The following is a 26,234-nucleotide window of genomic DNA, read 5'->3' as shown; positions in this document are numbered from 1 at the left end:
ATCGAATGTGATCGCGCTCATTCGGCGGCCTCGAGCTTGCGTGTTGCGGTCGCATCATTGGCGGCAGCACCGCCCTCCAGATAGATGGTTCCGCCGATGACATTGCGCCGAAGCGACTGGCGGAAGGAGCCGAGGCCAGCTTCGAAATTCTCGGCTTCGACATGAGGCTCAAAATTGTCCTGTGTCGCGCTGGCGAGAGCTTCGCGAAGCACACGGCCCGTCATTGTCGAGGGAACGGCGAGCCTCAGCCCGTGCAAAATGGTTGGCGCAAGATCGCATATGCCCGAGGGGATCGTGGACACGCTTCCGCCACCCCGGAAATGCGAACCGGCGACGATCCCGACTGCGGCCAGCTCCTTGGCGTGCAGACCGCCATGGACGCCAAGGCCCGCGACGCGATCGTTATCATAGAAAGTGCCGCCGGCGAGGCCGAACTGGTCGATGCCATCGTCGGCACGGAATGCGAAATAGACGTCCGGCGCCCGATCGTGGTCGCAGAGCACAAGGCGGCTGGCAAAACTGCCGGGGGCAATGCCCTCGACTTCGTTTCGAGGCGCCGTGAATATGGGACCGCACCAGGGCTGGTCCATCATTGCCTCGACCAGGCGCGCCACCTGGGCGGCTGCACGGTCTCGCAGGTAAAGAGCTCCGACCTGACCTGGAACGACCACGATGTCGACATCAGGGTCGGGCGCCCGGCCGGGAGCAAAACCTGCCATCCTCAGGTCATCCATGACCGAGACGCGGGTATGCGCGGTGATGTGGCCGTGATCGGATGAAAGCATCAGTTGGACACCGGCCGACTGACCCTCAGCTTCCCACCACTCGAGCACGCGTCCAAACTGGGCATCGCAATAGGCGATGATTTCGCGGGTGGTCGAGGAACCGGTTCCGTGGAAATGCGAGGTCGTGTCCGGTTCCCCATAAGAGAGGACTGCAACATCCGGCGAAAGTCGCGGCCAGACGTAATCGAGGAAAACCGACGTGATCCATTCCTGCCCAGAAAAATCGGGCTGCCCGGTCGCTGGGGCCGGGGGCAGCTTGCCGAACTCGACTTCGATCTGAGCCAGGACATCAGCCGGCGTACATGCTTCCGGGAAATGCCCAGAAAGGCGGATATGACCGAAGTCCTCTGCCTTATGATGGAAAAGCCGCGTTGTGCCCGGCGTGTTCGTCGCAAGGACGGCCAGGCTTTTACCAGATGCCGCCAAAAGCTCACCAAGCGTCGGCGCTGTCATTAGGTGGCCGCCGCTTTCCCGGTTCAGCTGATCGAGCAGAACGGCGTCGGACGTGTCTATGTAGCGTTCAGGGATGCTTTTCCGGTCGACGAACTTGTTTCCGACCATGCCATGCCGGACAGGGGCTGATCCGGTGACCAGACTTGGAAAAGCGGCGCGTGTTTCACTGGGATAGACCGTAGTGTGTCGCCCGAGCGTCACACCTAATTCCTGGACGCGTGCAATGTTGGGCGTGAGCTCCGAGGATATCAGATCGGGCCGCAACCCATCAAAACTTGCGATCAAGAACTTCATACTGTCTCCCTGCGAAATTTGTTGCCTTTTCGCAGGGTCACCGGTAGCGGTGGATTGCAACATGGACGTGACAGATATCGTATTTTGCGATGAGTTGCTCCGATTTTGGCGATGGTTAAGTTGAAATAGAATTGTCGGAGCCCGCCCGTGTCGAAAGAGGACCAGGATGTCCCGCTGAATGCCATTCGCGCCTTTGCCATGATCGCCCGGCATGGCGGGGTGTCGGGTGCGGCCCGCGCGCTTGGGACCACACAAAGTTCCGTCAGTCGGCATCTGTCGGTGCTTGAGCATTATCTTGGCGAACAGCTGCTGGCACGGAGGGGCCGCACCAGCGAACTCACTGATTTTGGCCGCACGTTTGTATCTGTCGTGGGTGACTCGCTGGACACGATCTGCTTTACCGCGCAACGCATGCGGCGGAGCCAGCAATCTGCCGGAAACCGCCTCGTTATCCGGACCTCGCTTTCAACGTTTGCCTATACGATTCTCATTCCCAATCTGGAGTCATTCAGCGCTCAAACAGGTGGCGCACTGGTTGATGTCGTCACATCAATGGCGCCTCCGACGGCGCTCGACGGATTCGATGTTCTGCTGACCCGAGACCTAGACCTGGCCGAACCAGGAGCGCATTGGGACGTTCACGAAGAACGTCTCGTTTGCGTCGGCGCGCCAAGCCATGTTGCCCGGAAAGGCGCTGGGGCATTGCAGACCATGCCCGTCCTCACAATCACCTCACGGCCGGATATCCTTCCGAATTGGCTGAATGCGATGGAACTCACTGCAGATCAGATCCTGCTTGGCGCGCGTTATGACCATCATTACCTGGCGCTGCCTGCGGTTACGACGGGACGCAGCCTGCTCGTGGCCCCGGAGATCATCGTAAGCGGGCTTGTCCGGGATGGTGTGCTGGAGATCGTTCCGGGATCCCAGACGCCGAGCGGAATGCAATATCGGGCATACGTGGTCGATCGGACTCCCAACATCGTCCTGGCGCGGACATTTTGCCGATGGCTGACAAGATTATGCCGGACCTCCATCACCGCCGAAGACAGCTAAGATCGGTATCCCGCGATGGCGTTCATCACCATTACGATATCAGCGGTTGTTGATGTCATATCCCTCCACGATTCGTCTATCGATGTAGCGCGCCGGTGTGACCGAACGTGCTCGCTAGGAAAGATGCTACGGTGTTCAGACAAGGTCAGGCCGCGCGCCTGCAAGCGGCAGAGGTTTGGCGTCAACTCCGGAGAGACGAGGTCCGGGCGAATCCCCTCAAAGCTGACGATAAGGAAACGCACATCATCCTCACAGCGCAGATATCAAGTTGGAGGATTGTGCCGGTCCGTCAGCATTCGCAGACGACCAGATTTCGCGACAGCGACCAACACGGTTCGGCCGTTTCGGCGGCGATAATGAACTGATCTTCCAGCATGAACGCGCCAAGGCCTCGGATATACCAAGGCAGCTCATAGGCAAGCACCATGCCTGCCTCGATCTCCATGTGCTCGTCAGCCGATATGAATGGCCACTCCTCCACGAAGACCGAAGCACCAACACCGTGCCCGAAATGGCCCCGGCAATACATGGTAAAACCGTCATCGTGCATCGACCTCATGGCCGCGGCGTGAACCGCGCGCAGTGGAATGCCGGGGCGCAGCAATCCCAGCCCGCGGTGAAAGGCCTTGTGCAACGAATTGTAGACAGCCCGCTGATCCTCGCTGGGTTGGCCCATGACAGCGGTTCTGGCACTATCGGACGTGTAGCCCTGAACGGTGCAGCCAACATCAAGACGAATGATATCGCCCTTTTGTGCCGGCCGCCCCCATCCGGTTGCCTTCGGACCTACCGTTACGGTCCCTACAGGATAAATCGGACCATCATAGCCGAGCTCGACGGCACGACGCGATGAAGCGGCGTGGAAGCTGGAGAACAGCTGTTCCCCGGTGCGGCCGGGCTCGAGATTCGATATCGCCGCCGCCACGCCTGCCTCCGCCGATTGAGCGGCGATCCGAAGCAAGGCGATTTCCTGCTGAGATTTGATCATCCGCAACCGGCTCACCAACTGCGAGGCGTCCGACCAGCGAACATCAGGGCAGGCGGAGGAGAAGCGCCCAGCATCGGCGAATGGAAGAAAAGCATACTCAGTGCCCAACCGCGCCGAGGCGAGCCCGCGACGCCTCAGCACGTCGGCCAGCAGACCAAAGGTCAGGTCGGCATCGTAGTTGGCAGGTCGCGCACGGGCCGACTTGGCCGGACGCGCCAGCGACAGCCGCTCCACCAGTGTTCCATTTTCATACGGAGCAATGTCGATCAGATCGACCCAGACTGGAAAGGTAACAATGTCTTCGATTCCCGATGCGGCACGAAATTCTTCAGCATAAAAATCGCCGACAATGGCTGTCATCGGCACGTTGGCATTCGCCGGCACGATTACAAAGACTGCGCCGGCCCGACGCCAACCGGCCGCGCTGCCTGGCTTCGCGCCGGTGGCATAAGTCACCGATTCGGGCTGGATTAGGACCATGCCATCCAGCCTGGCCTCTTCCAAAAGAGCGTGGGCGCGTTTGCGGTCAAGCGAGCCAAGCTGGATCATATTGTCATGCCTTTCTTGCTGGCAACTGGGCCGGCCTACGCTCCAGATCGAAATCGTGCGGGTCGATATGTGTCATCAAATGCGCGTCGGAAGCATTTCCCCGCCAGTGGAGGGCGATAATCCAACAGAAGACTCCCATTCCCCAGCCGAGAACCGCTCCGGGCGGTAGAGAGCAAAGTCCGTTGACTGCCTGCCATGCAGGATCTCCTCCACCGCAGCGCGCCCGATCAGTGGGCTCAGGGAAATTCCCGAATGCATGACCGCGAGGTGATAACCGTCAACCCCAGTGATCGGGCCGAAAACCGGCTTGCTGTCAGTGGGATAGGGCCTGACAGAGACCCGTACCGCAGCAATCGTGGCCTCCCTCACGGTCGGAAGAACGGCTTCGACCAGCCGGATGATTTCCGCAGCGCCAGCCTGTCCGGCGTCTGGGCCCTCACTAGCATCGATCATCTCATCGGCGGACTTCGCATGCAGAAGGAGCCGGCCAGCGCCCTCGGGCTTGATGTATATATCGGGAGCCTTGAGGATCCGGCTGACATTGCTACGGGTCACATCCGTGATCACGGTCATGCCCGGTCGCCATTCCATTGGCAGAGCATAACCAAGGCTCCGGCCGATGACATTGACCGCGCGACCAGCGCAGTTGACGACGTAATCGGCCTCTAGTTCGCCGCCCTCAAGCAGGCTAACGCCCCGGACACGCCCCGCGCTCACCAGCAGGTTCTCGACGCCGGCCTCGACAAGCGTGGCCCCGCGCCGTTCCGCCTCGCGCATCAGAACGTGGCGATAGACGACCGTATCGACGCCGCCGTCGGTTGGATAATAGACTGCCTCGCAACCCTCAAGGCTAACGCGCGAGACATCTGGCTCCAGCGCCAGCACCTCCTCGGCGCTCAACATCTCCATTGAATGACCATAGGAGCGTAGGCGTTCCAGACGGACCGCATGCGCTTGGGCTTTCTCCGTTCCGGCCAACCACCATTCGAGCGTTCCGGTCAACCGGAGCCAGTTGGCATGGCCGATCGTCTCGCCCAACTCGCGATGCGCCGCGTTGCCACGCATCACTAGTCGGTAATACTCCTCGGGATGCTTGTCGTGGCAGTTCAGCCAGGCGAAGCTGGCCAACGAGGCGCCACCCATCAGCCCTTCGGGATCAACGATGGTCACCGTCGCTCCATCCATGGCAAGATGATAGGCGACGGAACAGCCGATCGCTCCCGCGCCGATGATGATCACTCTCATCTGGAGCACCTTGCAAACTGGGGCGTGCATCGGCCGAACATAGGACGAGGTCTCACGCGCCACATCATCGCAATCCTTTATCGAGGCCATCACGCAGCCAATCGCCAAGCAGGCTGATCGACAGCGTTGTCAGCACGATCAGGGCTGCTGGCGCGAGCATGATCCAGGGCGCCCGGGTCATATATTCGCGACCATAACCGACCATGTTACCCAGGCTCGTCATTGGCGGTTGAACACCGAGACCGAGAAAGGAAAGACTGCTTTCCATCAGGATGATCTCGGGAAAGGTCAGCGTCATCAGGACAATCAGCGTCGAGAGAACGTTCGGCAGGATGTGGCGCAGATAGATGCGCCGGGGTGAAGCACCCAATTGCCGTACCGCCCCCGCATAGCCCTGGGCAGCGGCCGAGAGCGCCAATCCTCGCGCGACACGGGCAAACCGTTCCCAGCCGTAGAGACCCATGAGGGCAATGAACAGGGGCAGGCCGGTCCCGAAGAAGGCAAGAACCGAAAGGGACAGGACCAGAAACGGCATCGCCGCCTGGAAATCGATCAGCACGAGGATGACATGTTCGACTGGGCCCCGGAAATGCGCCGCCATGAAGCCCAAGGTCGTGCCAAGGATCGCAGAAATCACCGTAGCGGCGAGTGCGACGACAACCGAGATGCGGACCGAGTAGACCAGCCGCGACAGCACATCGCGCCCGAGCTCGTCCGTCCCGAGCCAGTGCTGCGGATCAAAGGGGCCGATCAACCGGTCCGGTAAATTCAGTGAGGTATAGTGGAACGGCGCGATCTGGTCCGCGAAAAGGGCGACCAGCAGGACCACGACGATCCATGCGATACTCACCATCACCGATAAGGGAATGCGCCGCCGTTTAGAGGCGTCGGAGCTACGGGCAATCTGAACGGCCACGCCTGTCTTCGTGCGCATGGTCACCGCCCTTCCGAGTTGGCGTTGGAAAGGCGTGGATCGAGGATGCCGTAAAGGATATCTACGAACATGTTCGAAAGCACCATGGTGGCCGCGACCAGCAACAGGATGCATTGCACCACCGAGAGGTCGCGCGCCGTCACCGATACGACAAGCAGATTGCCGACGCCCGGCCACGAGAACACGCTTTCAGTCACCACCGAACCCGCGATCAAACTACCAACCATGAAGCCGATGATCGTCACGGTGGGGATCGCCGCATTGGGAAGGGCATGGGCCCGCACGACAGCACCCCAGGGGATTCCCTTGGCGTTGGCCGTCCGGATATAGGGCTGACCCAGCACCTCCAGCATTGCGCTGCGGACGAAGCGCGCAAGGATAGCCGCGCCGCCGATCCCCAGGGTGAGAACTGGAAGGATCAGATGCGAAAGCTCGCCAGTTCCCCCGGTGGGCAGCAGTGGCATCCAGAGTGCGAAAATCTGCACCAGAAGCAGGCCGAGGACAAAACTCGGCACCGTATAACCCGCAACCGCGGTGACCATGACGGTCCGATCGAGGGATTTGTCGTGGTGGAGCGCTGCATAAATCCCCGCGGGCACGCCGATGGCGACCTTCAGCAACAAAGCGGGCAGGGTCAGCATCACCGTCGCAGGAATCCGCGACACCACAAGGTCAAGCGCAGGCCCGCCGCCTCGCATGGAATGACCAAAGTCACCCTGGAATATCGCAGTTACATAATTGAAATACTGGATAAAAATCGACTGGTCGAGACCCCACTCCTTGCGGAAGGCCGCCATCGCCTCTGGAGAGGCATTGTCGCCCATGATGCTGATCGCCGGGTCGCCCGACACACGCAGCACAATGAAAGCGAAGGTCACGACCAGCGTGATGGTGATGAAGGCCCTCAAAAGGCGGATGAGCAGGTAGCGGACCATCAGGCGCAGACCTTTCCTGACGCGACCACATGGCAGGCGACGGCCCCGCCGTCACGCCGGACCGTCAGTTGGGGAATATCGCTGGCGCATTCGGACCGGGCGAGGGGGCAGCGGGGATGGAAGGCACAACCGCTCGGCCGAGCGGCAGGGTTCGGCGGCTCGCCTTCCAGCACTATGCGGGCGTGCGTGGGCCGACCTGGCACCGGTACCGCCGAGACCAGCGCTTTTGTATAGGGATGCAAGGGGTTTGACAGAACGGCCTGGGTTTCACCAAGCTCGACTATGCGGCCCAGATACATCACCGCGATGCGCTGACTGATCTGGCGCACCACCTTCAGGTCATGGCTGATAAAGAGCAGGCTCAGCCCCATACGATCCTGAATATCCATCAGCAGATTTACCACCTGCGCCTGAATGGAAACGTCAAGCGCCGACACGGGCTCATCGCAGACCAGCAGCGCGGGACGCATGACCAGCGCCCGGGCAAGAACCGCACGCTGGCGTTGGCCACCCGACAGTTGCCCTGGTAGGTTTGTCGCATGACCAGTGCCCAGGCCGACCGCGTTCAACATCTCCAGAGCAACAGCTTCGCGTTCACCAGTTGGGCCGATGTCGTGGATGTCGAGCGGTTCGCGCACTTGCTCGAGAATGGTTAGCCGCCGGTCCAGGGCGGCCAGAGGATCTTGAAAGATCATTTGCATCTGCGTGCGGATCCGGCGCCATGCAGGGCTGTCGATTTCGGGCAGTGCCGCGCCACGAAAACGGACTGTCCCATCGTCCGGCGGCTCGAGACCCAGCGCTACGCGGCCAGTGGTCGATTTGCCCGAGCCCGACTCGCCGACCAGCGCCAGCGTCCGTCCCTCCTCCACGTTAAGCGACACGTCGTCGACGGCGCGGAAGCGAACCTTGCGACCGAGCAGCCCCTGCCGGATCGCATAACTGCGCGAGATGCCGCGCAATTCGAGGATGGTCGAGGTCATGCCAGCACGCGGTCCTTTTCCGGTCGAACATAGGACGGGGTCTGTGCGACGCAGGCTGAAAGCCGACCGAAACCAGCCTGCACCAAGGGTGGAACGGCCGTTTCACAGAGCGGCTCGCGTTTCGTGCAACGGGGGGCGAAAGGGCAACCCGGCGGCAGTCTGCTCGGATCGGGCACCTGCCCGTCGATGGGTACAAGCCGTCTGAGCGGCCCCTCGAAGGGCGGCAGTGCCGCCAGAAGCCCCTGTGTATAAGGATGGCGCGGATTGGAAAATATTTCTTGCGCCGGCGCGGTTTCGACGACACGTCCGGCATACATGACCACGACACGCTCGCAGGACTCTGCGACCAATCCCAGATCGTGGCTGATCAGTACGAGCGCCATGCCTGTCTCGGTCCGGATAGTGGTCAACAGCGCAAGTATCTGTGCCTGGATGGTGGCGTCGAGCGCCGTCGTCGGCTCGTCTGCAACCAGAACATCGGGTTTCCCCGCCAAGGCCATGGCGATCATCACCCGCTGGTTCTGCCCGCCGGACAACTCATGGGGATAGGCATCGAACCGCCGGCGCGCATCGGGCAGTCCAACCAGTTCGAAGAGCCGCGTCGCCTCCGCCCGGATGTCACCCCCCGAAACTCCTTGATGCCGGGCCAAAACCTCTCCGACCTGGCGCCCGATCCGGATCACGGGATTGAGTGCGCTTGACGGATCCTGAAAGATCATCGCCACACGGCCACCACGGACCCGATCCAGATCCGCCGCCGGAGCATTCAACAGATCCTTTCCCTCAAGTGTGACGCGACCGGACACCGCAGCGAAGCTGGGAAGAAGACCGAGCGCTGCCAGCCATGTCACGGATTTGCCGCTGCCCGATTCCCCGACGATCCCGAGCGCCTCGCCACGATCGAGAGATAGATCGATTCCCCGCAGGACGGAGACGCCATCGAATGCTACCGTCAAGTCCTGGATTGCGAGCAAGGGGCCCGGCGGCATCGCCGCCGGGATCGTGAAGGGCGAGACAGTGTCGGGATGGAGGTTGTTCGCCCAAGGTTCGCGCATGACCATCAATTCTGAACACTGGCTGCGTTGAAAGGACCGAAGTCCAGATCCAGCGTTTGACCAGCCACCCAGGCCACGTCCTTGCGTTTGCCATAGAACTGGCCCGAGCCGTGGAGGATCACGACCGGCGGGTCTTCACGATCTACGATCTCGAGCATCCGACGGATGATGGAACGGCGGCTCTCGACATCAACCGTAACCTTCAGCTTCTCGCCGAGGGCAAAGTATTCTTCGTTGCGCCAGAGGCCGAGTCTGACGTTCTGGCCCGACGGGCCGAAAATGCGCCAGGGGAAGCCGAGCGGATCGGGAATGGTCGCAGTATTCGAACTATCGTAGATCGCGTGGACTGGGCTGGTCTGAATCTGGCCGAAATTCTCCATCATCTGCAGCTCGACATTGAGGCCGACAGCCTTCCACATCTCGACCATGACCTGCGCGCCGGAGACTTGGTTGGGATAGTAGTTGTTGAGCAATTTGTAGGTGATGGTTTCACCGGCATAGCCCGCCTCCGCCAGAAGTTGGCGTGCAAGCTCCGGATCATACGCGGGCTGCGGGAAGTCCTCGATATAGGCATCACCAAAGCTGGAGAGCTGGTAACCGTTTGGAATGGTCAGCCGATCTCCCCACAGGGCTTGAACCAATGCCTTCCGATCGATGGCAAGACTGAGCGCGCGTCGGACACCAACCTTCCCGAGAATCGGGTCGGTAGTGTCGATCACCAGGGCGCGGATGTTTGCCACCGGACCACCTGCGACTTCGAGATCGGGATGGTTCTCGATCTGCGGGAACATGTCCGGAGCGATGTCGGTGATGATGTCCACTTCGCCTGCGGCCAGTGCATTCATGCGCGACGCGGTTTCGGGAATGATCCTGAATTCGATTCCTGCATATGGCGGCGGCAATCCGCGCCAATAAGCATCGTGGGAAATCAGCGTCACCTCCTGATCGAGCGTCTGGCTGACGATCCTGTAGGGGCCGGTGCCGATCGGTGCGGTGTTCCAGGCATCCCACGAGCCGGCTGCGTCGAAGGCTGCCTTGCTGACGATTTCAGCACCCCAAGAGGCGAGCCGCTTCTCCAGCAGGGCATCGCTGCCCTTGGCGCGGACGATGACCGTGTGTGGATCGATGACTTCGACCGAGTCGATCGTTTCAAGCGTTTCCATCGCAGTCGCCTTGCCGGCCATGTCCGGACCCAAAAGGTGCTGTGGGCTCAGCGAAAAGGTGACGTCCTCGGCGGTAAACGCTCCGCCATCGTGGAAGGTCACCCCCTGGCGCAGGAACAGTTTGACCGAGCGATCGTCGGTGCGCTCCCACCGCTCTGCCAGACCCGGGCGCAGGTTCATTGCCGGTGTCTGGTCATAGGCGACCAGTGTGTCGAATATCTGGGGCGCCAGTCGGCGTGTGGCGGTGTGAGTGTAAAGCACCGGATCGATCGCAGGCGGGAAGCCGGACATGCCCACCCTCAGGGTGTGGCGCTCTGCGTCCTGTGCGGCCGCAAAGCGCGGCCCGATCATGGCTATCATTCCACCGGCCGCACCGCTGGCCAGCAGTTTGCGTCGGGTCAGTGTGAAGGTGTTCATGTTGGCTCCTGCTCGCAACTCGGCGTGTCGAGGTTTCCGTCGGCCCGGCACTCCACATTGAGCGCCAAGTCCGTGCGATCATCGGACGGCACTGTTACAAAACGGCGACAAACATCTAATAATGCGATGACTTGCCCGCGATTTCGGATGAATCGTGAGAACAAAGGGAATTGGATGTGACCGACGAAAGAGAACTTTCACTCAATGCAGTGCGCGCGTTCGTGCAGGTGGCCCGGGACAACAGCATTACTCGCGCATCGAAGACCCTCGGGATCACCCAAAGCTCGGTCAGCCGACATGTCGCGGTCCTCGAAGAGTATTTTGGGGCCAAATTGCTTGACCGCCGCGGGCGCCAGAGCCAGCTCACCGACTACGGGCGATTGTTCGCCGACGCTGTAGCTGAACCGCTCGAGACAATTTTGTTCACAGCACGGCGCATGCGGCGCGAGGATGGAGAGAATGCCAACCGGCTGGTGGTACGGACCTCACTCTCGACATTCGCCTATACCCTGCTCATCCCGAACCTGCGCGAGTTCTCGAAAGAGATGGGCGGTGTAACGGTAGACGTCATCAGCACACTCTCCCTGCCCGCAGCGGGCGATAGTTTCGACGTGCTGCTCACTCGCGATCTCACCTTGACAGAACCGGCGGATCGTTGGGATATTCATGACGAGCAGATCGTCTGTGTCGGCTCACCGGATTGTGTCGCCGGTCGTGGGCTCGAGGCTCTGGCGACGACACCCGTGATCGCCGTCACGTCGCGTCCGGACATCCTGCCAACCTGGCTCCGCTATCTCGGTCTCAGAACCGCTGATGTCAGGACCGGAGCACGTTATGACCATCATTATCTGGCGCTGCCGGCGGTAACGAACGGGCAGACGCTTCTGGTGGCCCCACATGTCATCGTCGCGGATCTGATCCGTCAGGGGCTGCTGGAAATGCTGCCTGGCTCGCGCGCGCCGAGCGGGATGCAATATCGCGCCTATGCAGTCGATCGTGGCGCCAATCCGGATCTCGCGCGCGCGTTCTGCCGCTGGCTCACGCGGCTGTGCCGGAAAAAGACCGGCGACGAGAGGGGCGGTAAATAGGCGAACAACGAAGAACCATCGCAATATGAGATCAATCTGAGCGCTTTCTCCGATGCCGAAACTGGCGAGAGCAGGGCGCCTAATCTAGGTCTGGCGGTAACCGCCCCGACTTTGAGGAAAGTCCATTGTCATTACTCTCCAAAAGATTGCAGGCTGTGCGCCCCTCTCAGACAAAAGCGATGACCGCCAAGGCCGCGGCTTTGCGCGAGGAGGGCAACGACGTTATCACACTGAGCCAGGGCGAGCCCGACTTCGATACACCCGAGAATGTCCAGATGGCTGGCATCGCCGCGATCCGCGACGGCAAAACGCGTTACACCGCCGTGGCGGGCGTCAAACCGCTTCGCGAGGCGATCCAGCACAAACTGAAGCGCGACAATGACCTTGATTACGAAATCGACCAGATCACCGTCGGCTGCGGTGCCAAGCAAGTGGTCTTCAACGCGCTCTTTGCCAGCCTTGACCCCCAGGACGAAGTGATCGTCCCGACCCCTTGCTGGGTTTCCTATCCCGATATGGTGCGGCTTGCAGGTGGTGAACCCGTGCTTCTCGAAACGGCTGAGCGCCACGGCTTCAAGCTCAGGCCGGCGGAACTCGAGGCAGCGATTACGCGGCGAACCAAATGGCTGATGCTCAATTCACCCAACAATCCAACGGGCGCTGTGTATTCCAAAGCTGAGCTCGCCGCGCTCGCCGACGTTTTGCGCCGACACCCGCACGTTCACGTGCTGTCCGACGATATTTATGAAAAGCTCGTTTACGACGCCCCGTTTGCCACCATGGCGTCGGCCGCGCCCGATCTCGGCGAGCGAATACTGACAGTCAATGGCGTGTCGAAGTCTACCGCCATGACGGGCTGGCGCGTTGGATATGGCGCTGGCCCAAAAGACCTCATCAAGGCGATGAACACCATCCAGGGGCAGACCTCCTCCCACACGAGCTCCATCTCTCAATACGCTGCCATCGAGGCGATCGCTGGCTCTCAGGAGTACCTCGGCGACTTTGTCGCGGAGCTCAAGAAGCGTCGCGATCTCGTTGTCGACAGGGTGAGCGAAATGCCCGGCCTTCACTGCCGTGTCCCCGAAGGAGCCTTTTACGTTTTCATCTCCTGTGCCGGGGTTCTTGGTAAAGCGACGGCGAACGGCAAAGTCATCGAATCGGACATGGATTTCGCCATGTATCTCCTCGAGGACTTTGGCGTTGCTGTTGTGCCCGGCAACGGCTTCATGGCCTCGCCTTACATTCGCATTTCCTATGCCTCGTCGGTCGAAGATCTGGTGCGTGCCTGCTCGCGCGTGCTTGCAGCCTGCGTCGCGCTTTTCGAAGGAGCACAGAACCGTGAGCAAATCAAAGAGACTGCGTGAATGCATGGCCGAGCGCGGCCTCGTTCACATCATGGCAACGCATAGCCCGCTTTCGGCGGTTCTCGCCGAAGAAGCCGGCTTTGACGGCTTGTGGGCTTCCGGCTTCGAGCTCTCAGCGCTTTATGGCGTTCCCGACATGAGCCTGATCTCGATGACGCAGCATCTCGATATGCTACGTGCGATCGCCGGCCGATCATCGCTGCCGATTGTCGCTGATATCGACACCGGCTACGGCAATGCCATCAACGTCATCCACGCCATTGGCGAATATGAACGCGCCGGCGCATCGGCGGTCGTCATCGAGGACAAGACCTTTCCCAAGGTGACCAGTCTCGTCGATGGCGGGCGTCAGGAGTTGCTTCGGGTCGAAGAGTTCCAGGGCAAGATCGAGGCCGCTATCAATACCCGTAAAGATCCGGATTTTCTTGTGATCGCTCGTACCGAGGCGTTGATCGCCGGCCTTGGAGAGAAGGAGGCGCTGAAGCGCGCTCACGCCTATGAAGCGGCCGGCGCCGACATGATCCTCATCCATTCCAAAAAGAAGGAACCCTCCGAGATCGAGTCCTTCGCGCGAGCCTGGGACGGCAATGTGCCGCTGACCATCGTTCCGAATGCCTATCCGGAGCTCGACGTTTCCCGGATCGAAGCGCTCGGCAATATTCGAATGGTTATCTACGGAAATTACGGCGTGCGCGCAGCCACCGCAGCGATGCAGTCGGCTTTCCGGCGCATCATTGCCGATGGCGGCGTGCAGAACGTTCATAAAGACATCGCGCCTGTCGAGGAGATCTTCCGGCTACAGCGCACCGACGAAACCAAGGTGAACGAGCGAGCGTTCCTGCGCTAGACGCCCTCATTCTGGCTTTGCGGCCACAACGGCAATCTCGACCAGGGTTCCGGGTGACAAAACCGTACCCATGCAGGCTCTTTGTGGCCAATGGTCGGGATTGTCACCGACCCATTGCCTCCATGCGACGTCGAAATCAGCTTTGCTCTCGAGATCAGACAAGAAGACGTTGACGGAAAGCAGGTAGCGCTTATCCGTTCCGAACTGAGCAAGCATTCGCTCGATCTTTTCAAAGCTTGCCGCAATTTGGCCCTTGAGATCGAGGGTTTTGTCCAGCGCCGTCGCTACCGTCCAGACCAAGCCGCCATAACACGACGCCGAACTTCTGCCAGGAGCAACGCCCGGCGCACGGTCTATGGGAAACTCAACTGTCATGACTCCCCTCTCAGCGTGAAAAGTCTTGCTAACGAGTAACGGTGGGCGATTGCCTCTGTCAACGCAATGCAAAATGTATTTCTATATATATATTCAAATATATTCGCCAATCATCTTGCATTGACGGCATATTTTAAAGAACATCAACTATCGAGAATTTGTGACAGAATGACCAAACAGCCATAGTTGAGAGGGTACAGCAGTTCCTCCCGCCGCCAGTGCTTAGCGGTCGTCCGATTTGTTCACGCACTGTCTTTCGCAACGAGGAGCGCGTTCTTGCTCAAACGCAAGCTGGACCGATGACAAATAGCAATCAACACGAGGCCGACGTGCTCATTGTCGGCGGGGGGGTGGTTGGAGCCAGCATCGCCTATGGGTTGGCAGAGGAGGGCGCTAAAATCGGAATCCTTGATGCCGAGGATTCCGATTTTAGCGCCAGCCGTGGCAATTTCGGCATGATTTCGATCTCCAACAAGGGCTTCAACAATCTCGCGTACTTTCGGCTCTCATACGCATCCAGCCGGCTGTGGCCGGAATTCGCCAGTACGTTGAGAGAGCAGACCGGGATCGATCCGGCCTTCGACCTCAAGGGGAAGGTCTATATCTCGGTCGGAGATCGGGAATTCGCAGCCCATGCCGAGAAAGTCGCTGAATACGCCCGACGTGTTGGTGCGGAATATCAGCATGACATTCTCAATCGAGCCGATCTCCGACAAATGCTCGGGAACGTGCGTCTCGGTGAGCGGGTGACCGGGGGTTCCTTCAGCCCGCTTGACGGGATCGCTGAGCCACTGAAGCTTTATTCGGGCCTTCTGAACGCGATCCAACGTCATGGGGGTAGTATCCTTCGTGATCACCGCGTGGGCCGCATTCAGCACCAGAGAGGTATCTTCACCGTCGAAGGCCCGTGGGGCTCGCTTTCGGCCCCGAGGCTGGTGATCGCCGCGGGGCTGGGAACGCCGGACCTGGCGTCACAAGTTGGTATTTCAGTCAAAGTGCGACCCCAGCGGGGTCAGATGATGGTCACCGAACGCGTAGAGCAGTCCTTCCCTTACCCGGTCAGTGGGCTTTTGCGCCAGAATCCGGAGGGAACGATCATGATTGGCGTTTCCACCGAAGAGGTTGGATATGATGACCGCACAACTGTCTCTGTCCTGAGGTCACTGGCGATGAAAGCCATCGAACGGCTGCCAGATCTTGGTTCGGTGCAAATCACTCGGTGCTGGGCCGCCTTGCGGCCGAGAACGGAGGATGGATACCCCGTTTATCAAGAGTCGCATGAACGGCCGGGGGCGTTCGTCATCACCTGCCATAGCGGAATCACGCTGGCTGCTCTTCACAAGCGTCTGCTGCCCCAGTGGATTCTGGGTGGGCGAAAAGATGCGTTGCTGGAGCCCTTCGGGTTAGGGAGGCTGCAAAGTGCGTCCGCCGCATGATCTGCCCGAACCACCTCACCAGGTTTCTTTCAGGTTCGGCGACGAAGAAATCGAGGCGTGGGAAGGCGAAACGGTTGCAACGGCCCTTCTGGCTTCGGGTGTGATGATCACCGGCGTCCGAGCGATGAGCGGCCGTAGCCGGGGGCCATACTGTCTCATCGGCGTCTGTCACGAGTGCCTGGTCGAGATAGACGGGCTTGCCAATCAGCGGGCGTGCATCACAACAGTCCGGCAAAACATGAAGGTGTGTCGGCAGACGCGACTGCGCCCGCTGACGGGGGAGGACGAAACGCGTGAACAATGATGTCGTAGTCATTGGTGCCGGCCCCGCCGGAATGGCAGCAGCTATTCAGGCCTCGAGCCTGGGACTGAAGGCACTCGTTTTGGACGAGCAGCCGGCCCCCGGCGGCCAGCGGTTCCGCGCGATTGAACAGCGCTATCGGCGCCTTCGCGCTGCCGGAAAAGGCCTTCCTGCTTCAGAGCAAAAAGGTCTTGACCTCATTCGCCGGTTTCGCGAAAGCGACACTCGCTTTGTCGATCAGGCTTCGGTGTGGGATATCTCGCCAGGCGGACGGCAGATCAGCTATCTTCATCATGGCCGGAGCTTCACGATTCCGGCGAACGCCGTGGTTGCTGCGCCAGGCGCCTATGAGAGGCCTGTTCCCTTGGAAGGGTGGCACCTGCCCGGCGTGATGAGCGCAGGCGCGGCCCAAACGATGTTGAAAATGTCCGGGCATCCAGTGAAAGGCCGGATCGTGCTGCTCGGCTGTGGGCCCCTTCTTCTGCTGACTGCCCGGCAATTGAGCAATGCCGGTGCGAATGTCGTTGGCCTACTTCAAACGACAGGGCCCGCTGATTTCCTTCGCGCAACACCGTATCTGCCCGCCGCCTTGAGGTCGGCGACTTTGCTCAAACAAGGGTTGCAGTTGCTCACGCAAACCCCGCTCGTCCCTAAAGTGTTTTCGCTGACACAGGCGTCGATCATCGGCGCCGACCACGTTGAGGGAGTGAACTATCGATCGCGTGGTGGCTCCGGGTTCATCGAATGCGATGCTGTACTGCTCCACTTCGGCGTCATTCCGAACACTCAGCTCAGCCGCCTTGCTGGTGTCGCCCATGACTGGAATGAACAGCAGGAATGCTGGCAGCCCGTAGTGGACGCATGGCAGGAGACGTCGGCTGAAAACCTGATGGTCGCTGGCGACGGAGGAGGGATTCTCGGCGACGAGGCGGCAGAGATGTCCGGCCGGTTGAGTATTCTTCGGATCGCCCACCGGTTGGGCCGGATCTCCGATCAGTCACTCAGCAAGCTGGCTGCGCCGCTGCAAAGGGGGCTCAAGCGACTTGCCGCTGCACGGGCATTGATCGATACGATTTTTCATACACCAGAAACGATGCTGATACCGAGCGGCGACACGGTCGTCTGCCGCTGCGAGGAAGTGACAGCCGCCGAAATTGCCGCGGCCAATGCATCCGGAGCGTCGGGTCTCCGGCACCTCAAGGTCCAAACGCGCGTTGGCATGGGGCCTTGCCGTGCCCAAATGTGCTCAATGGCAGCTATGGCGATGATCACACCGGGAATTCGATGCGGACAACGCCCGCCGCCACCAGCGACGGTGCGGGCGCCCATTCGTCCGCTGACTATCGGCCAACTTGCCGAGGCCGATGTGGAAATCTGATCTTGCCCAGCCTACCGACTCGCCAATGCCAGACTGGGATAGAAACCATTAACGGTCATCGCCGTCGGCGGATCAATGTTGTTTATCAATTGATCGTGAAAGCTGACGAACTATATCAATATATGTGGAGTCGGCGCTTGACACCGAGAATGAACGCCTGATCGAAATATCTGATTGGGCCTCGGGTAGAGGATTGCTGACAAGGGGCTCTCAAACCGCATTACCTGCGGATTCTGACCTAGGGGGACATACGGATGGGTGCAGAGCGTTGGATCGATGATCAACTGGCCAAGCTGATTGAGCAGATCGATGTCGTCAACGACATAGATGCCGCTAATGTCGTGCTACACGGCTTTGCGCGATCATGTGGATTTCAGCATTTTGCGTACATTTGTGTGGACGGCGATGAGTTGGTCGGGCTGACGGACTATCCACCAGACTGGCGGGAAGTCTACGTGAAGCGCAACTTCAAGGCAATCGATCCCGTCATGAGGATGGCACGCCAAACCCTGAACCCGTTCGCATGGAGAGGCTCCAACGAGCGCCTGAACGGGCTGGGCGACGCGGACTTCTTCCGGGAGGCGGAACGTCATGGAATCTGCTCCGGCTTCTCCATGCCTATACCCGCCGGATACGGGCGCTTGGCTATGCTCTCGTTGGCGAGTACTGATCCGGAAGCCTCTGCAGGCGTAGCAGTTCAAAATCCTGTTTTGGCAGCTACCGCCGTGGCCTTCGTACATCTTGGGCTTCTCCGATCGGCCAAGAATTCTGCCAATCGAGACCGACCGAGGCTCACTGGGCGGGAGGCCATCTGCTTGATGTGGTCATCTCGCGGCAAAACCGCGGCAGAGATTGCTACTCTTGTCGGAATCTCAGAGATCACGGTACGGTTCCACCTTAACCAGGCCCGCGACAGGCTGGGGGCTGGAAATGTGTCGCATGCAATCCGTCTGGCGGTCGAACGGGAATTGATCTGAGCCGTCACGGCCTCGGATTGCTCACCGGCGGAACCTCCGGAATATAGCCCAGCTTATCGGTCAACGCGGCGACGACCGCAATCTGCGCGCGATTGTTCAACATCGCATCCGAATAGGCCTTCATCAGCTTGTCCCTGCCCGGATCGTCATCAGCAATGTCACGCAATGCATCATATGCGAGCTCGAGCTGGTCGATCAGCTTGCGGTGTTTCACGATCGCCTGGGTGGTGGCACTGACCAATTCGTCTCCGGCGAGGGGCTCGAGGACTAGCGCCAGCGACTGCGCCAACTCTTCTATCTGGTTTGATGTTTGATCTTGACTGCGGGTCATTTCACTCTCGAAAGGATTTTTCGCGGTACGCCCCCGCGAATTTGATCCTGTGGCCCGTAGCCGGGGATTGCAAACTGTAACTAGACAGCCCTAGAACCTTTAGTGCCGAGCACCTGGACATAGTTCCAAGTCCCCGGCCGAAAAGGGCCAAGGAAAGGTGTCGTATCGGCCGACACCAACCGCTAGTTAGGTCGAGTAGGCCGAGGGTTTCCCCCCAGCCTCTCACAGAACCGTACGTGAGACTCTCGCCTCATACGGCTCTTCCGGTCCACCATTACACGATCACAAACCCGGCCTGCCAATGGGCGAATAGCTTCGGCGTGCGTACCGCCTGCTCCTTCACCCATGCGCGAGCCATATCACCATTGTACCGAAAGTTCTTGTACTTTCGTCGCGCCCATTTCACCAGCCGGGAATTCAGCACATAAAAGACCGCCGACATATCTGCCGGTCGGAACTTGCCGTAATAGGCCAGCCATCCCTTCAGCGCCGGATTGATCCGTTTGGCGATCTGGGCAAGGTCGAGTGTCACGGCCATATGCAAGCGCCATGTCCTCATGACACCGCGCAGCCGTGCCACCGCCTTCTTCGCGATTGCCGGTGAGAAGTTGCTGCACAACCGGCCCTGCTTCAGCGTCCGCCTTGCCCGGAAGTCGTACCCAAGGAAGGTAAATCCCGTCCGGGCATATGCGACCGTCCGCGTCTCATCCCTGCAATAGACGATCTGTGTCTTTTCGGGATGGACGGTGAGACCGCATTCGCGGAAGCGCTTCGTCAGCGCCGATTTGAACAGCTCCGCCTCGGCCTGCGAGCGCACATGAACGACGATATCGTCTGCGTAGCGCTCGAAGCCGAGATCGGGGTGCTCTCGCGCCATCCACATGTCGAACGCATAGTGCAGATACAGATTCGCGAGCAGCGGACTGATGACACCGCCTTGCGGCACGCCAGCAGTTCGTTCCTCCAGCCGACCATCGGGATGCTGCACCGGAGCGGTGAGCCACCGCTGGATGTAAAGCAGCATCCATGGCTCGCCGACGTGATGGCGCACGGCCTTCATCAGCAAGTCGTGGTCGAGCGTGTCGAAGAAGCTCTTGATATCCACATCCACCACCCAGTCCCGTTGCCAGCACCGCTTCCTCGCTTTCGCGATGGCATCGTGCGCCGACCGGGAAGGACGGTATCCATACGAGTCCTCGTGGAACAGCGGTTCGAGCAGGGCTTCCAGTTCCTGCGCCACCACCGCCTGCGCAATCCGGTCCGAGACGGTCGGAATGCCCAGCGGCCGGACGCCGCCTCCTGCCTTCGGTATCTCCACCATCCGCACCGGGGGCGGCATGTAGCTACCGGAACTCATCCGGTTCCACACCCGGTAAAGATGCTTCGACAGCGAAGCGTCGAAGGCGTCCCACGTCTGGTTGTCGACGCCGGTCCCTTCACCCCTATGGCGCACCTTTTTGAAGGCCCGCCACACCTGCTCCTTCGTGATGTTGAATGGTTTCGCCTTGAACACGGCTCATCCTTCGCAGTTGACCTAATCCAAGACGTAGGCCGGGCAACCCCTTCGCTCCCTCCCCATTACAGGGAGTTCATCACTACTACGGGTCACTCCGCCCCTGCCGTCCCGCACCAAGGCAGGCGGCAGGTTCCCAAGTTCCGTGAGAAAGCCGATGATCCACGCTCGCACTGCCTCTATGCCGGATGCCGCCTGGCCAGTCTGCACACATCCTCCAGGCTCCGTCCCGCGCCTAAACCCGAGGGCAGCGGTTTCGACATCACTTGGGCTTAACGACACCTCAATAGCAGTTCACTTGCGTTTGCCTTCATGGATCGTACCTCCCGGCAACGCTCACCACCGCGGCTTTTGACCGAAGCAGCTTGCCGAGGGTTTGGGATCTGCATGTGCATGCCGATCCCGGAGGGCCTTCCTCCATCTCACTCACAGCACGCAAAGATGCGCCAAACGGCACAGCTTTGCTTCTTGGCACACGGGTTTGCACGCCCCAAAGCAGCGCGTACTGCTTCGCGGGCCTTATACGAACGAAAAGCGGAAAAAACCAGACACCTTGGGTAGAGGGCATCATTTTCGTTGTAGACGTCGACTCGCATAGGAGGCCGTTGCTTGGACTTAAAGCCTTTTTGGCGAGCCCCGGTACAATGGAATCGAACGGGATTGAAGGGGCCGCGCCTGGGCTGGAAAGCAATGGGCGAAGGCATACCCGGCAACGAGCGCCAGATCAAACCCGCGCAGAAACGTTGCCGAACCCCATCCAGAAACCGCCCCAGAAGCATCTGAACTGCCTCTGCGCGGACACAATCACCATCATCCCGGCCCGAGTGGATTCGGCGCGCACCCCGGCCCCATTCCGAACGCGAACGGCCCGTGGGTGAGAACCATGGCGCTTTGATGCGTAAGCGGACCTGGATTCGATTCGGATAGAGTCAATAGGTCCGTTCACCCGATTGCCCTGCCCCCAACACACGAGTCAGTTGAGGTATAAAGTATTCTTCTTTATGTGTGTGGGATATCAACGCTCGGAAAGCTCTTAGAATGACCCCTCTGCGGACCAATGCCACATCCGTTGCAAAAGAACGGCTGCGTCTGTGGCTGAACATGCTCAAGGCAGTGCGTCATGTCGAAAATGACGTGCGCGAACGGCTTCGCGCGCAATACCAAATGACCCTACCGCAATTTGACGTCATGGCGACGCTGCATAACCACCCGGAAGGTTTGCGAATGAGCGACTTGTCGCAGCAGCTTGTCGTCTCGAACGGCAATGTCACAGGCATTGTCGAACGCTTGGTCGCTGACGGTCTGGCCGAGCGCGAGAACCTCGAAAGTGACCGCCGCGCATCACTTGTCCGAGTCAGCGAGAAAGGTAATGCTTTGATGGATGAGATGGTTGTAGTGCACCGCGAATGGATCGACGAAATATTCCAAGATATTTCAGAGCCGGATGCCGCGCGCGCCATTTCGATCATGTTGGATATCAGGCAAAGGCGCTGCGCATGATGAAGAGCTGCTGCTCCAACACAAATTACCGCAGATTTATTCTATATCTAAATATAAAAGCCGTTCCACCCGACCGATGACAGCAGCAGTTGGACTGAAGCGCCGTGACGGAAATCGATCATGATTCCGTCACTCATCGCCCTGCGGCGGACATGCATCATCCAGACCGGCGCTCAGCTTGCGGGCACCTCAGCTAGATAATCGGCTGACCTTCTACATTCCTTAGGTGCAGACGGAAACCGGAGTGAGGACACGTATTCATCGATGGTGTCCGCCACAATGTGTGCGAGACAGCGGTCCTCAGACACCCTCTCTGACCCTGATAAGGCGCGTGTAGAAACAGCGTGCCAGTGGCCGTGATCGTCCGATGTCATCGCGGTCACATCAGGCATATTAATTTAAGTTTGAAACTTTAAACTTGAAGCATTATCGGTTTGATGCGACACTTCTTGCGAACAGGGGAGTGTGAATCGATGCGAATTGCCTGTCTCGGCGGCGGCCCCGCCGGCCTCTATTTTGCAATCTCGATGAAGCTGAGGAGCCCGGGGGCAGAGGTCACGATCTTTGAGCGGAACAAGTCCGATGATACCTTCGGGTGGGGCGTTGTCCTGTCCGACCAAACGCTGGAGAATCTGCGGGGCAACGACCCGATCAGCGCGGACATGATCCAAAGTCACTTTGCCTACTGGGATGATCTCTCGGTCATCATCGGCGGCGCGCACGAGAAGAGCACCGGGCACGGTTTCTGCGGCATCGGTCGGATGCGGCTGTTGCTGATCTTGCAGGAACGGGCAAGGCAACTGGGCGTTACCTTGAAATTCGCGACCGAAGTCGCCTGCGTCGACGACCTCAAGGGCGACTACGATGTCGTCGTGGCATGCGACGGGTTGAATTCAAAGACGCGTGAACGTTATCAGGAGGCGTTCCGCCCCGTGGTGAACACGCGCGCCAACAAGTTTGTCTGGCTCGGCACGCACCAGAAATTCAACGATGCCTTCACCTTCATCTTCGAAAAAACCGACAATGGCTCGCTCTGGGCGCATGCCTACCAGTTCGACGCGGACACGGCGACCTTCATTGTCGAGACGGATGAAGCAACCTGGAAGAACTATGGCTTTGGCAAAATGAGCCAGCAGGAGTCCATCGCGGTCTGTGAGGAGATATTTAAGGACCACCTCGGCGGCCAGTCTCTGATGACCAATGCCAACCATGTTCGCGGATCTGCCTGGATCAACTTTCCCCGCGTGCTTTGCGAAAAATGGCATCACGAAAACATCGTGCTGTTGGGCGATGCGGCAGCAACGGCGCATTTTTCCATCGGGTCGGGGACCAAGCTGGCGATGGAAAGCGCCATGGCACTTGCCGATTTGTTGCATAACGAGCCCACCATCGACGCCGCGTTTATCAAATACGAAACCGACCGCCGGGCGCAAGTTCTGCGAATCCAGTCCGCCGCTCTCAACTCGCTGGAGTGGTTCGAGAACATTCACCGCTATCTAGATTTCCATCCGGTCCAGTTCAACTATTCGCAGGTGACCCGGTCACAGCGGATCAGCCACGAGAATTTGCGCCTGCGCGATCCCAAATGGCTCGAAGGTGCGGAACGCTGGTTCCAAGGTCATGACGGCCCGGTCCGCTCGCCGATATTTGCCGGCCTAAAGCTTCGGGATATGGAACTCGAAAACCGCGTCGTGGTCGCACCGATGTCGCAGTATCGGGCCATGGACGGGGCGATCACCGACTGGCACTTGGTCCACTACGGCGAGCGCGCCAAAGGCGGCGCGGGTCTTATCGTCACCGAAGCCTTGGCGGTCACACCGAACGGGCGCGCCACACTGGGTGATGCCGGCCTTTATGACGATAAGCAGATCGAGGGTTGGTACCGGATTGCGTCCTTCGTCCACGCCGAAGGCGGCGCAAAGATCTGCGCCCAGCTCGGACACGCCGGGCCCCGTGCCGCGACTAAACAACCTTGGAATGGCGATAATCTACCGCTGACCGACGGCTGGCCTCTCATTGCCGCAAGCGACATCCCATGGGGAGAGGCCTCCGCCTTGCCCAAAATGGCAACTATGGCCGATCTGTCCGAAGTCACCGCGGCCTTTGTCGCCGCCGCAAACCGCGCCAAGGCCGCAGGATTTGACATGCTCGAACTGCACGCCGCCGCCGGCGGCCTGCTTGGCTCCTTCCTGTCGCCGGTCACAAACAAGCGCGGCGACAGCTTCGGCGGGTCGGTAGACAACCGGCTTCGGTTTCCGCTGGAGGTTGTCGGGGCCGTCCGCTCGGCCTGGCCTTCCGGAAAACCGTTGTCGCTACGCTTCTGTGCCCATGACTGGCTTGAGGGTGGCCTGACCGCCGCTGATGCCGTAGCCTATGCGAAGGCGTTTGCCGCCGCAGGAGTCGACATTCAGGTCATCACAACGGGCGAAACACGGGCAACATCCAGCCCGCAATTCGGCCGGATGTACCAGACTCCCTTCTCGGACCAGATTCGGAATGAGGCTAAGGTCAGCACCATGGCTGTCGGCAATATCTATGAGGCCGACCACGCCAATTCGATCCTGATGGCCGGTCGCGCCGATCTAGTGGCTGTGGGGCGCCCGCACCTGACCGACCCTTATTGGACAAACCGGGAGGCCGCAAAAATCGGCGACATCCAACAGGCGTGGCCGGCACCTTATGCGCTCGGCGCCCAGCAACTGAACACTCTGATGGCCCGGGACAGACAGATATGACGCTCCGTCGACCTGTTTCCGCTGAAAACTGACTCTGACTCATATTCGCTGCCGTTGAGAGAAGGGTCTTGCTGATTCAGCGCGCCCGCGCCGTGACTATCCCGGCGTTATTGTGGCCCAGCTTTGCATCGCTGCTCTCACCCGTATCATTTGTCCTGTTCATCTGCGTCAGTCTCCTCATTATCGCTGGTGGCGCCGGTGCGCCGCGCGCGGCGCAAGGCGGTGATCGGCGGCTCGCCTGTCCACTCACGGAACGCTCTTGAGAATGCGGACTGGTTTGCATAACCGAGATGGGCCGCAAGCTGGCTTAGTTTGATCGTTCCGGTGCCCAGCAGCATTTTCGCTTTCTTTCGGCGTTCACGATTAAGGACCTTACTAAAGCTGGTGCCGAATGTACCCAGCTGACGGCGAAGCGTCCGAGGCGCTACGCCGAGCTTTCTAGCCAAGGCCTCCAAATCTACGCTCTCCCTTCCCAGCCGTTGGTCTATCAGTTGAGAAAGCCTTTCGTGTATCGGTTGAAACGTATCTTCAGGCGGTCGAAGCAGATCGAAAAGGTGCATTTCGACAATTGCCCGTGCAGCAGCGTTGGAATTGACCCAAGCATGCATCGGTCGGTCGAGCTCCGCATCGCGCAGGAGAATGCTATTGGAATCCTCATTACCCCTGACCGGACAACGGAAGAAACGCTCAAGAGGCTCTTCGCGTCCCGTGATGTCGTGCTCAAAGCAGATTTCGACGGGGCTCCAGCGCTCGGAAAGAAGCTGCCGAGTCAGAGTACACAAGCCACCTATCGCATTTTCTGCATCCTGCACCCGTGGCCAGATGTCCATATCATCAATCACGTAGCCGTATCTCGTCTCCTCGAACCTCCGTTCAACATTGCAGGTTGTATGGCTTTGCCAACTCGCTTGAAAACGCGAGAATACCCCGAGTGCTTCGCGCAGTGTCGGAGCGGTCGCCAAAAGGGGATAGACGGGTCCAATTTCCCAAAGCCGAAAGTTCTGTCCCAGCTCTAGCCCAAGATGGGGCCTTTGCAACGCCCTTGCGGCCTCTTCGAAGAATTCGACGTAAGATTTAAGCGGATAGGTTGCATACGGATTTAGGGATTTGCTATCTTTCAATTTGAACTTGGCCAGTGCACGGGCACACTCTGACGAATCGCCAGTCATTTCATTGATAATCATATCAAGGAAAAAACAGCGGACCGTAGCGTCCCGGGCTGCAACGCGCCTGCCGCGTTTAGGCTCTGGAACCGTTCCTTTCGTTTCGATGCCACTCATGCAGCTCCTCCCCTGTTGACATCTGCTTCATATATAAAAAAATGCAATAGCAAGGTTATGATTTCGATGGAAAAATCGAGAATAGCTGGAATATTGCCGATTTTGCAAAAATATTGGCCTGAATTGATATAGACGCTAGATTGGTGGCAACGTACTCTTTATGCAAGAACCAAAAAATTGGTGGAACGAACTTGATGATTTCTCTGGGTCAGATTGATTGCAATCAGCAGGCGGCTTTCGCAGATTGCAACAGCA

22 protein-coding genes are annotated in these 26,234 nt (G+C 59.3%); 10 read left to right on the top strand and 12 right to left on the bottom strand.

What is annotated here, in order from left to right; all coding sequences use genetic code 11:
• Positions 1 to 17 precede the first annotated feature (17 nt).
• The gene (locus C5748_RS10595) at positions 18 to 1,532 is read right to left on the bottom strand and encodes an alkaline phosphatase family protein (RefSeq protein ID WP_105741899.1); all 1,515 of its coding nucleotides are present in this window, start codon (positions 1,530 to 1,532) and stop codon (positions 18 to 20) included.
• A gap of 147 nt (positions 1,533 to 1,679) precedes the next feature.
• Between C5748_RS10595 and C5748_RS10590 the strand changes: the two genes are divergently transcribed.
• Positions 1,680 to 2,588 carry a LysR family transcriptional regulator gene (locus C5748_RS10590; protein WP_105741898.1) on the top strand — a complete coding sequence of 303 codons (909 nt, stop codon included), beginning with the start codon at positions 1,680 to 1,682 and terminating at the stop codon, positions 2,586 to 2,588.
• A gap of 289 nt (positions 2,589 to 2,877) precedes the next feature.
• Here C5748_RS10590 and C5748_RS10585 read toward each other — a convergent pair whose 3' ends face one another.
• From C5748_RS10585 to C5748_RS10555, 7 genes are all read right to left on the bottom strand, one after another.
• Positions 2,878 to 4,125 (bottom strand): M24 family metallopeptidase, encoded by a 1,248-nt coding sequence (locus C5748_RS10585; protein ID WP_105741897.1) that lies wholly within the window; start codon positions 4,123 to 4,125, stop codon positions 2,878 to 2,880.
• 75 nt (positions 4,126 to 4,200) lie between these two features.
• A complete protein-coding gene (locus C5748_RS10580; protein WP_158259841.1) occupies positions 4,201 to 5,370 on the bottom strand; it encodes an NAD(P)/FAD-dependent oxidoreductase in 1,170 nt (389 codons plus the stop codon).
• A gap of 64 nt (positions 5,371 to 5,434) precedes the next feature.
• On the bottom strand, positions 5,435 to 6,304 hold the full coding sequence (locus C5748_RS10575; RefSeq protein WP_105741895.1) for an ABC transporter permease: 870 nt from the start codon (positions 6,302 to 6,304) through the stop codon (positions 5,435 to 5,437).
• A 2-nt stretch (positions 6,305 to 6,306) separates the two neighbouring features.
• Positions 6,307 to 7,239, bottom strand: coding sequence for an ABC transporter permease (locus C5748_RS10570; protein WP_105741894.1), 933 nt, complete (start codon positions 7,237 to 7,239; stop codon positions 6,307 to 6,309).
• A complete protein-coding gene (locus C5748_RS10565) occupies positions 7,239 to 8,219 on the bottom strand; it encodes an ABC transporter ATP-binding protein (RefSeq protein ID WP_105741893.1) in 981 nt (326 codons plus the stop codon). The genes C5748_RS10570 and C5748_RS10565 overlap by 1 nt, the downstream gene beginning before the upstream one ends.
• On the bottom strand, positions 8,216 to 9,208 hold the full coding sequence (locus C5748_RS10560) for an ABC transporter ATP-binding protein (RefSeq protein ID WP_105741976.1): 993 nt from the start codon (positions 9,206 to 9,208) through the stop codon (positions 8,216 to 8,218). Before C5748_RS10560 ends, C5748_RS10565 begins: the two co-directional genes overlap by 4 nt.
• 71 nt (positions 9,209 to 9,279) lie before the next feature.
• Positions 9,280 to 10,854 (bottom strand): ABC transporter substrate-binding protein, encoded by a 1,575-nt coding sequence (locus C5748_RS10555; RefSeq protein WP_105741892.1) that lies wholly within the window; start codon positions 10,852 to 10,854, stop codon positions 9,280 to 9,282.
• Between the two features lie 176 nt (positions 10,855 to 11,030).
• On the opposite strand from C5748_RS10555, the gene C5748_RS10550 reads away from it, so the two are divergent.
• From C5748_RS10550 to C5748_RS10540, 3 genes are all read left to right on the top strand, one after another.
• Complete coding sequence (locus tag C5748_RS10550) at positions 11,031 to 11,942, top strand: LysR family transcriptional regulator (RefSeq protein WP_105741975.1); 912 nt, start codon at positions 11,031 to 11,033, stop codon at positions 11,940 to 11,942.
• A 179-nt stretch (positions 11,943 to 12,121) separates the two neighbouring features.
• Positions 12,122 to 13,306 carry a pyridoxal phosphate-dependent aminotransferase gene (locus C5748_RS10545; RefSeq protein WP_105741891.1) on the top strand — a complete coding sequence of 395 codons (1,185 nt, stop codon included), beginning with the start codon at positions 12,122 to 12,124 and terminating at the stop codon, positions 13,304 to 13,306.
• Positions 13,281 to 14,153, top strand: a complete 873-nt coding sequence (locus C5748_RS10540; protein ID WP_245428981.1) for an isocitrate lyase/phosphoenolpyruvate mutase family protein — start codon at positions 13,281 to 13,283, stop codon at positions 14,151 to 14,153. The genes C5748_RS10545 and C5748_RS10540 overlap by 26 nt, the downstream gene beginning before the upstream one ends.
• Positions 14,154 to 14,159: 6 nt before the next feature.
• On the opposite strand, the gene C5748_RS10535 is transcribed toward C5748_RS10540, so the two are convergent.
• Positions 14,160 to 14,528, bottom strand: a complete 369-nt coding sequence (locus C5748_RS10535; RefSeq protein ID WP_105741889.1) for a Rid family hydrolase — start codon at positions 14,526 to 14,528, stop codon at positions 14,160 to 14,162.
• A gap of 299 nt (positions 14,529 to 14,827) precedes the next feature.
• Between C5748_RS10535 and C5748_RS10530 the strand changes: the two genes are divergently transcribed.
• From C5748_RS10530 to C5748_RS10515, 4 genes are all read left to right on the top strand, one after another.
• Complete coding sequence (locus C5748_RS10530; protein WP_105741888.1) at positions 14,828 to 15,964, top strand: NAD(P)/FAD-dependent oxidoreductase; 1,137 nt, start codon at positions 14,828 to 14,830, stop codon at positions 15,962 to 15,964.
• Positions 15,948 to 16,268 (top strand): (2Fe-2S)-binding protein, encoded by a 321-nt coding sequence (locus C5748_RS10525; protein WP_105741887.1) that lies wholly within the window; start codon positions 15,948 to 15,950, stop codon positions 16,266 to 16,268. The genes C5748_RS10530 and C5748_RS10525 overlap by 17 nt, the downstream gene beginning before the upstream one ends.
• The gene (locus tag C5748_RS10520; protein ID WP_105741886.1) at positions 16,258 to 17,643 is read left to right on the top strand and encodes an FAD-dependent oxidoreductase; all 1,386 of its coding nucleotides are present in this window, start codon (positions 16,258 to 16,260) and stop codon (positions 17,641 to 17,643) included. Before C5748_RS10525 ends, C5748_RS10520 begins: the two co-directional genes overlap by 11 nt.
• Positions 17,644 to 17,897: 254 nt before the next feature.
• Positions 17,898 to 18,620 carry an autoinducer binding domain-containing protein gene (locus tag C5748_RS10515; RefSeq protein WP_105741885.1) on the top strand — a complete coding sequence of 241 codons (723 nt, stop codon included), beginning with the start codon at positions 17,898 to 17,900 and terminating at the stop codon, positions 18,618 to 18,620.
• A 4-nt stretch (positions 18,621 to 18,624) separates the two neighbouring features.
• On the opposite strand, the gene C5748_RS10510 is transcribed toward C5748_RS10515, so the two are convergent.
• Both C5748_RS10510 and ltrA read right to left on the bottom strand, forming a co-directional pair.
• Entirely contained in the window at positions 18,625 to 18,951 is a 327-nt protein-coding gene (locus C5748_RS10510; RefSeq protein ID WP_105741884.1) for a transcriptional repressor TraM, read from the bottom strand.
• A gap of 274 nt (positions 18,952 to 19,225) precedes the next feature.
• Entirely contained in the window at positions 19,226 to 20,464 is a 1,239-nt protein-coding gene (ltrA, locus tag C5748_RS10505) for a group II intron reverse transcriptase/maturase (protein ID WP_105741883.1), read from the bottom strand.
• Positions 20,465 to 21,502: 1,038 nt separating this feature from the next.
• Between ltrA and C5748_RS10500 the strand changes: the two genes are divergently transcribed.
• Together C5748_RS10500 and C5748_RS10495 are read left to right on the top strand one after the other, a co-directional pair.
• Positions 21,503 to 21,964 (top strand): MarR family winged helix-turn-helix transcriptional regulator, encoded by a 462-nt coding sequence (locus C5748_RS10500; protein WP_105741882.1) that lies wholly within the window; start codon positions 21,503 to 21,505, stop codon positions 21,962 to 21,964.
• Positions 21,965 to 22,437: 473 nt separating this feature from the next.
• Positions 22,438 to 24,699 (top strand): bifunctional salicylyl-CoA 5-hydroxylase/oxidoreductase, encoded by a 2,262-nt coding sequence (locus C5748_RS10495; protein WP_105741881.1) that lies wholly within the window; start codon positions 22,438 to 22,440, stop codon positions 24,697 to 24,699.
• Between the two features lie 146 nt (positions 24,700 to 24,845).
• Here C5748_RS10495 and C5748_RS10490 read toward each other — a convergent pair whose 3' ends face one another.
• Entirely contained in the window at positions 24,846 to 25,979 is a 1,134-nt protein-coding gene (locus C5748_RS10490; protein ID WP_105741880.1) for an AraC family transcriptional regulator, read from the bottom strand.
• Positions 25,980 to 26,234 lie beyond the last annotated feature (255 nt).

The sequence above is a fragment of the Phyllobacterium phragmitis genome (assembly GCF_002980495.1).
Lineage (GTDB): Bacteria > Pseudomonadota > Alphaproteobacteria > Rhizobiales > Rhizobiaceae > Paramesorhizobium > Paramesorhizobium phragmitis.
This window is presented reverse-complemented; position numbering and strand designations above follow the sequence as displayed.

Coding starts and splice junctions, on each gene's coding strand:
- C5748_RS10595 (WP_105741899.1), bottom strand. CDS start 1,532: ATGAAGTTCTTGATCGCAAGTTTTGATGGGTTGCGGCCCGATCTGATA.
- C5748_RS10585 (WP_105741897.1), bottom strand. CDS start 4,125: ATGATCCAGCTTGGCTCGCTTGACCGCAAACGCGCCCACGCTCTTTTG.
- C5748_RS10580 (WP_158259841.1), bottom strand. CDS start 5,370: ATGAGAGTGATCATCATCGGCGCGGGAGCGATCGGCTGTTCCGTCGCC.
- C5748_RS10575 (WP_105741895.1), bottom strand. CDS start 6,304: ATGCGCACGAAGACAGGCGTGGCCGTTCAGATTGCCCGTAGCTCCGAC.
- C5748_RS10570 (WP_105741894.1), bottom strand. CDS start 7,239: ATGGTCCGCTACCTGCTCATCCGCCTTTTGAGGGCCTTCATCACCATC.
- C5748_RS10565 (WP_105741893.1), bottom strand. CDS start 8,219: ATGACCTCGACCATCCTCGAATTGCGCGGCATCTCGCGCAGTTATGCG.
- C5748_RS10560 (WP_105741976.1), bottom strand. CDS start 9,208: ATGCCGCCGGGCCCCTTGCTCGCAATCCAGGACTTGACGGTAGCATTC.
- C5748_RS10555 (WP_105741892.1), bottom strand. CDS start 10,854: ATGAACACCTTCACACTGACCCGACGCAAACTGCTGGCCAGCGGTGCG.
- C5748_RS10545 (WP_105741891.1), top strand. CDS start 12,122: ATGACCGCCAAGGCCGCGGCTTTGCGCGAGGAGGGCAACGACGTTATC.
- C5748_RS10535 (WP_105741889.1), bottom strand. CDS start 14,528: ATGACAGTTGAGTTTCCCATAGACCGTGCGCCGGGCGTTGCTCCTGGC.
- C5748_RS10530 (WP_105741888.1), top strand. CDS start 14,828: ATGACAAATAGCAATCAACACGAGGCCGACGTGCTCATTGTCGGCGGG.
- C5748_RS10515 (WP_105741885.1), top strand. CDS start 17,898: ATGGGTGCAGAGCGTTGGATCGATGATCAACTGGCCAAGCTGATTGAG.
- C5748_RS10510 (WP_105741884.1), bottom strand. CDS start 18,951: ATGACCCGCAGTCAAGATCAAACATCAAACCAGATAGAAGAGTTGGCG.
- C5748_RS10500 (WP_105741882.1), top strand. CDS start 21,503: ATGACCCCTCTGCGGACCAATGCCACATCCGTTGCAAAAGAACGGCTG.
- C5748_RS10495 (WP_105741881.1), top strand. CDS start 22,438: ATGCGAATTGCCTGTCTCGGCGGCGGCCCCGCCGGCCTCTATTTTGCA.
- C5748_RS10490 (WP_105741880.1), bottom strand. CDS start 25,979: ATGAGTGGCATCGAAACGAAAGGAACGGTTCCAGAGCCTAAACGCGGC.